Below are 6,171 nucleotides of genomic sequence, written 5' to 3'. Positions count from 1 at the left end.
AGAAAGATTCTGGACAGTACCAAAAGCCGTGATCTTCGCGAGCCGAGGAGCGCAAATAGTTGCTCCTCGTCGAGAACCCTTTTTTCGAGCAAAGCGGAGGCGACCTTCTCGACGAGGGCGAAATCAATATTGTGGTAGACGTTTCCCAAGGCCATGCCGACGAAATCATCCATGGGGTCGCCGACGAAAGCATTCATCGCCATCATGCCTTTAACAAAATTTCGAACGTCCTCCTGGGCGTTCTGCTGAGCTTCCGACAGGAACAAGCTTGCGTCAGCCACATTCCCGGAACCGTCTATAAGGCGCTTCGCCTGGGCAAGAAAGTACTCAGCGGCAAAGCCGCCGCAGGCAATGAACGGTGCCTGAGGCGGCGTCCGTTCAATGCTGCTGACGCCGTGCGGCGGCGGGCCGTCGAGAAAAGAAACCCGGGCGACTCTCGCCCCAATTGTGGCGGCGGTAACGACATGACCGGCTTCATGAAAGCAAACAAGCTCCGGCGAAAGGATGCCAATACGGTGTGGCAGGGCCATGAACTAAGAGCGCTCTTGAACGATAGTGCTCAGGGGCACAGATCGATCCCAAATATCTTCGAAGTGACGGAGGCCGTTCCGCACTGTCTTCCCATCTGTGGAGGCATGCAAGACTTCAAGCGCCCTCATAATGCCACGCCAAGTGAGGTTAGCTGAGCTAATCCAGACAACCTTTTTGTCTACGATGATCAACTTTTCATGGAGCATTCTCGACTGCCGAGCAAGACATCTGAGTGCGAGCTGAGACCGACCAGCGAGAATGGACGCCGCGTCAAGTGAGATTGGTGTTTCCGCCACAATACCGCGGATTGGCACCCTCGTGCTCAGGAAATCCAAAATCGCGACGAACTCAGGCGAGATGTAAGGACTTACAAAAAAGAGCTCCCGCCTTGCCGAATGAAGTACGTCGTAAATCGACGCGAAATCCGCGACGCCAGGGCGGAGAGGCTTCACGGCTCCGATCTTCACCCTCTCCTCAGCCGGAACCACTTGCGCGATCTCCTCAAGTGGCACTCTGGCCTGCTCGCCGAGTGGATGATGCCGCGGCACGCATAGCGTCCAGCCCCTATTTGTTCGCCTAACAGTCGTCTCTGAAACGTGCTGCCACCAAGCTTCTTTGCTCTTCGGATACACGAGTACGGGGAGCGAATGCGCTAAGTAGTAATCCAGGTGCTTGCTGTCGCGATATGTCCATCCGTCTGCGGTGGGCTCTGTGAAATAGGAATCGCCTGCTTTGATTTGTACGGATAGGAGACGAGAAGTAACAAGCCCATCTCGGCAGATCTCGACTTGCGCATCTATGCCAACATCACGCTTAGCATAGTGCTTCCCGCTGACTACCACTCGGTTGAGCATCTCAAAAAATGGAAGCCTCCACAGTGGGATGATGCCGTCTTCGCTCCACCCTACATGGCGTCTACGCTAGCTCTAGCCTCTCAAAGAGATGGAGAATAAAGATGTTGCGCATCCTACTCATATTCCTAGCTTCGAATCTATTTCTGGTTCTTACTTCGTGGGCTGCTCTCGCAGGTGGTCCTGTGTCTTGAACGTGATTGGAAGGCGGTAAAGCGCTCCTTGAGGCAAGCCGCCTAAGGGGCTCCGCCCCTCGCGCGCGTCAGGGTAAAGCGCCGGCCAAAACTGGCGCCGCCCCGAGCGGTCTCCCCGGTCTTCCGCGCTATTTTCTGATCACTCACTCTCCTGAACGCCTGGCATGCGCCCGTGCAGACCCGCTCTTGCGAGCGGCCCTTCGTGCGGGTGATCCCCCTCCGCTCGGTTCGCCCTGGCACTTGCTACCCCCGGTCTCGCCGACGCGCAGGGGCGCAGGCGCGGAGTGCGCCTTGCACCCATGAAAGCCGAAAAGGGAGATTGACCATATCGGCCAAGCACGTTGAAACCATCCCTGAGAGCGGGACGGAAATTTTCGCTCCACTCAACAAACTCAAAGAGTCGCCGAAGAACGCGCGCAAGATGCCGCACAGTGAAGCAGCGATTGAGGCCTATGCGGCTAGCATCGCCGCTAAGGGTATCTTGCAAAATCTGGTGGTTGAGCCCGAGTTGAACGGAGAAGGAGCGCCCACGGGGTTCTATTTCGTGACCATCGGCGAGGGCAGGCGGCTTGCCCAGCTTTTGCGAGTGAAGCGGAAGGAGATTAAGAAGACCGAACCCATCCGCTGCATCGTCGACACCGCGAACGATCCGCACGAAATCAGCCTGGACGAAAACGTCACCCCCGAAAACATGCATCCCGCCGATCAGTTCGAAGCCTTCAAGAAGCTGGCGGAAGAGCGGGGCTTCGGCGCAGAGGAAATTGCCGCCCGTTTCGGCGTGACGCCGCATGTTGTGCGTCAACGCCTGCGGATGGGCGCGGTCTCCCCGAAACTGATGCAGGTCTATCGCGATGGCGATCTGACCCTTGAACAGTTGATGGCCTTCGCCATCACCGACGATCATGCCCGGCAGGAGGGCGTCTACGAGCGGCTGTCTTATAACCGCGACGCCAGCACCATCCGCCGCATGCTCACCGAAACCCACGTTGCCGCAACCGATCGCCGCGCGCGCTTTGTCGGGATGCAGGCCTACACGGAAGCAGGCGGCTCGATCCTTCGCGACCTCTTCACCGAAGATCGCGGCGGGTATCTGGAAGACGTAGCGCTGCTCGATCTGCTGGTGACTGCAAAGCTCGGCCGTGAGGCCGATGCCGTGCGGGCAGCCGAGGGCTGGAAATGGACGGAGGCCAAGCTTGATTTCCCGCATGCGCACGGCATGCGGCGAACCTACCCGCATCAGGTTGAGCTTTCGGCGGAAGATCAGGCCGCTCTTACAACGGTGCAGACGGTATTCGACCGGTTGACGGAAGAGCATCAGGGGGCCGAAGAACTTGCTGACGACGTGGATGCGCGGTTCGGCGGGCTTGAGGCCGAAATCGAGCGGCTGGAAGCGAAGCGGCAGGCCTACGATCCTGATGACATCGCGCGTGGCGGCGCTTTCGTGATCCTCAATCACGACGGGACCATTCGGATCGAGCGCGGGTTCATCCGCCCTGCAGACGAGAAGCCCCAGGCCGAAACCGAGGAGGGGATCGACGCGCAGACACCGAACGAGGGCGGCGAGACAGATGGCCCAACGTCGCAGGGTGATGGTGGAGAAGAAGTGGTTGCCGAGGAAGAGGACGACGACCGACCGCTATCTGACGTTCTCGTTCGGGACCTCACGGCACATCGTACCTTGGGACTGCGTCTCAATTTGAGCGAACAGCCCGAAACTGCCGTCGTGGCGGTGACGCATGCGCTCGCCGCCCAAATTTTCTATCTCGGTGCGGATGCGCATGTCGTCGGCATCCAGCCGATCAAGACAGATTTGGCTGGGCACGCGGACGGCATCGAGGATACACCGACCGGCATGGCTTGGGCGGATCGCCATGCCAATTGGGCAAGGCAAATGCCCCGGGACGTCACCAGCCTTTGGACCTTCGTGGCCGAACTCGACCACGTTAGCCGCATGGCCTTGTTTGCGCATTGCACGGCATTGACCGTCAACGCGGTCAGATTGCCGTGGGAGCGGCGACCGCAGGCATTGGCAACGGCCGACCGGATGGCGGAAGCTGTGTCTCTCGACATGACCGGATACTGGCGGCCGACGGTGCGCAGCTATCTGGGTCGCATCACCAAAGCGCGCATTCTGGAGGCGGTTAGCGAAGGCGTGAGCGGCGAGGCGGCCGAACGTATGGTGGATATGAAGAAGGTCGAGATGGCGGAAGCCGCCGCACAGTTGCTGGCAGCGACCGGTTGGCTGCCCTCCCTGCTAAGAACGGCCAAGCCAGAGACTCGGTCGGCTTCGCCAAACGAGCCGCAAGGTGGTGAAGCATATTCGGAGGCGGCGGAGTGACACCAGAGGAGGGGCTGCGCGAGCGGTCCCGGCCAGTCCAAGAAAGTTTCGGCCGCACGCCGGTCAGGCGCGCGGCCGTTTCGCTTTTAGGCGAAGCAACAACCATTTCAAAAGAGGAAATCCGCTTCGTCAATGAGCCATCAAGGTGACCGGCGAGTTCACGCCCGGTGTAGAACCAAACGCCGGCGCGACGGCAACTTCACCGGCGCGATGGGCAATCCTACGCTCGACGGCCCCGGCGTTCGCGGCGCCGATGCGCATACACTCAACGAACACATCGAGGTCGAAAGCATCGCCGACCGCGGCCGCCTGATGGCAGCGCTGCTGGCGACGCTGGACTGACATCGATTTGCACTGCACAACACGATGGCATTGCCGGATCGAAATTTAGCCTTGTCCAATTTTGAGGCTTCGCTTACGGTCCGGCCGTCCAACGCGACGATGCGGGAGAGATCGAAGCAATTGCATTCGTGCAGTTGGCTTCGGCGCCGACGGAGCAACCGCCCCGGAAACTCTCAGGCAAAAGGACCGTATCGTCAGGACGATCTGGAGAGAGACGGACATGGCCGCTGATCAAGGGCCGTGACGTCCACCGAAGGGGATAGTTCGCTTGCGGGCCCAGGCCCGATGCGGATCAAGCTCTCAGGTACCGTGACAGATGGGGCGCTGAAGCAGCCGGTTTCACCGGCGGTTCGGCGACTCTAACCCACGGGAGCTTGAAGACCATTATGCCTCACATTGCGATCATTGGCGCCGGCATCACCGGCGTGACGACGGCCTATGCCCTGCTCGAACGTGGCTACCGGGTGACTGTACTCGACAGGCATCGCTACGCCGCGATGGAAACCTCGTTCGCCAATGGCGGACAGCTCTCCGCCAGCAACGCGGAAGTCTGGAACAACGCCGGGACCATCCTCAAGGGGCTGCGCTGGATGCTTCGAAGCGACGCGCCGCTCTTGATGAATCCGAAGCCGAGCTGGCACAAATATTCCTGGATCGGCGAATTCGTCGGCAACATCGGCCGCTATCGCGCCAACACCATCGAGACCACGCGGCTCGCCATCGAGGCGCGCAAGCATCTGTTCTCGATCGCCGAGCGCGAGAATATCGCCTTCGATCTCGAACGCCGCGGCATCCTGCATGTCTACCACGACAAGGCGGGTTTCGAAACGGGCCTGCGGGTCAACACGCTGCTGCAACAAGGCGGGCTCGACCGCCGGCCGGTGACGACGGACGAAATCCGCAGCCTCGAGCCTGCGCTGCAGACGGCCTGCTATGGCGGCTTCTTCACGCCATCGGATGCGACCGGCGATATCCACAAGTTCACCCGCGGGCTCGCCGACGCCTGCATCCGCCGCGGCGCGGCCTTCATCCACGAAGCCGATGTCGATGCGATCTCGCGCGGCGATGACGGCTTCCGCATCGGCTGGAGAGAAGCCGCTTCGCCCGATGCTGACATCGCGACGCGGCACGAGTTACAGGCGCATGGAATCGTGATTTGCGCCGGCGTGGCGAGCCGCCACTTCGCCGGCATGCTCAACGATCGCGTCAACGTCTATCCGGTAAAGGGCTATTCGATCACCGTGCAGCTCGATGCGCCGCAAAGCCGGGACGCTGCACCGACCGTCAGCCTGCTCGATGAAGCTGCGAAGATCGTTACTAGCCGGCTCGGCGCCGACCGCTTCCGCGTCGCGGGCACCGCCGAGTTCAACGGCTTCAACCGCGACATTCGCGCCGACCGGATCCAGCCGCTGGTCGACTGGGTGCGGCAGCATTTCCCCGGCATCGATACCTCAAAGATCGTGCCATGGGCGGGCTTGCGTCCGATGATGCCGAACATGATGCCGGTGGTGCGTGCCGGCCGGATCCCCGGCGTGTTCTACAATACGGGCCATGGTCATCTCGGCTGGACCCTGTCTGCCGCGACCGCACAGATGGTGGCAGGAGCGGTCGACGACTGGCGCGACCCCGACGCGCCTTCGATGGTCCCGTCCGGCACCGGGCGCACGGCGATCTCGGCGTCTTGCTGATCTCAAACACGCCAAGGCTCGAGATGATCGGTCTGACCCTTGATCTCGCCCGTTGCGATCGACGTGCGCGGGGTATCAGTGCTTCGCAGACAAGAAATGGTTGTGTCGCGCCGCTCCAAGTATTGCTGTCTCAAATGGAGCCGGTTGCAGGTAAGCCCGCTCCGCCTGTGCTCAATGAGTGCAGCCCGCTAAAAGACGGGATTGAAGGTCAGTTTGCACTATTTGTC

4 protein-coding genes, 1 pseudogene and 2 riboswitches are annotated in these 6,171 nt (G+C 60.6%); of the genes and pseudogenes, 3 read left to right on the top strand and 2 right to left on the bottom strand.

Annotated elements, in window-relative coordinates:
- A partial coding sequence (locus XI05_RS10445; protein WP_271501149.1) for a hypothetical protein occupies positions 1-530 on the bottom strand: 530 nt, incomplete at its 3' end.
- A 3-nt stretch (positions 531-533) separates the two neighbouring features.
- Entirely contained in the window at positions 534-1,385 is an 852-nt protein-coding gene (locus XI05_RS39745) for a DUF4365 domain-containing protein (protein ID WP_442869256.1), read from the bottom strand.
- A 516-nt stretch (positions 1,386-1,901) separates the two neighbouring features.
- Here XI05_RS39745 and XI05_RS10440 point away from each other — a divergent pair.
- From XI05_RS10440 to XI05_RS10430, 3 genes and pseudogenes are all read left to right on the top strand, one after another.
- On the top strand, positions 1,902-3,914 hold the full coding sequence (locus XI05_RS10440) for a ParB/RepB/Spo0J family partition protein (protein WP_271501150.1): 2,013 nt from the start codon (positions 1,902-1,904) through the stop codon (positions 3,912-3,914).
- Between the two features lie 189 nt (positions 3,915-4,103).
- Positions 4,104-4,256: pseudogene (locus XI05_RS10435) on the top strand (M20/M25/M40 family metallo-hydrolase); the annotation flags it as partial.
- Between the two features lie 92 nt (positions 4,257-4,348).
- Positions 4,349-4,455: riboswitch (glycine riboswitch) on the top strand.
- Positions 4,456-4,458: 3 nt separating this feature from the next.
- A riboswitch (glycine riboswitch) is annotated at positions 4,459-4,574 on the top strand.
- A gap of 68 nt (positions 4,575-4,642) precedes the next feature.
- Positions 4,643-5,944: a D-amino acid dehydrogenase gene (locus tag XI05_RS10430; RefSeq protein ID WP_271501148.1), complete on the top strand. Its 1,302-nt coding sequence runs from the start codon at positions 4,643-4,645 to the stop codon at positions 5,942-5,944.
- Positions 5,945-6,171: the final 227 nt, after the last annotated feature.

It is taken from the genome of Bradyrhizobium sp. CCBAU 11357 (assembly GCF_028128865.1).
In the GTDB taxonomy this organism is placed as follows: domain Bacteria; phylum Pseudomonadota; class Alphaproteobacteria; order Rhizobiales; family Xanthobacteraceae; genus Bradyrhizobium.
This window is presented reverse-complemented; position numbering and strand designations above follow the sequence as displayed.

Excerpts from the sequence above, each read along its gene's own strand:
- XI05_RS39745 (WP_442869256.1), bottom strand. The coding sequence starts at position 1,385 with ATGCTCAACCGAGTGGTAGTCAGCGGGAAGCACTATGCTAAGCGTGAT.
- XI05_RS10430 (WP_271501148.1), top strand. The coding sequence starts at position 4,643 with ATGCCTCACATTGCGATCATTGGCGCCGGCATCACCGGCGTGACGACG.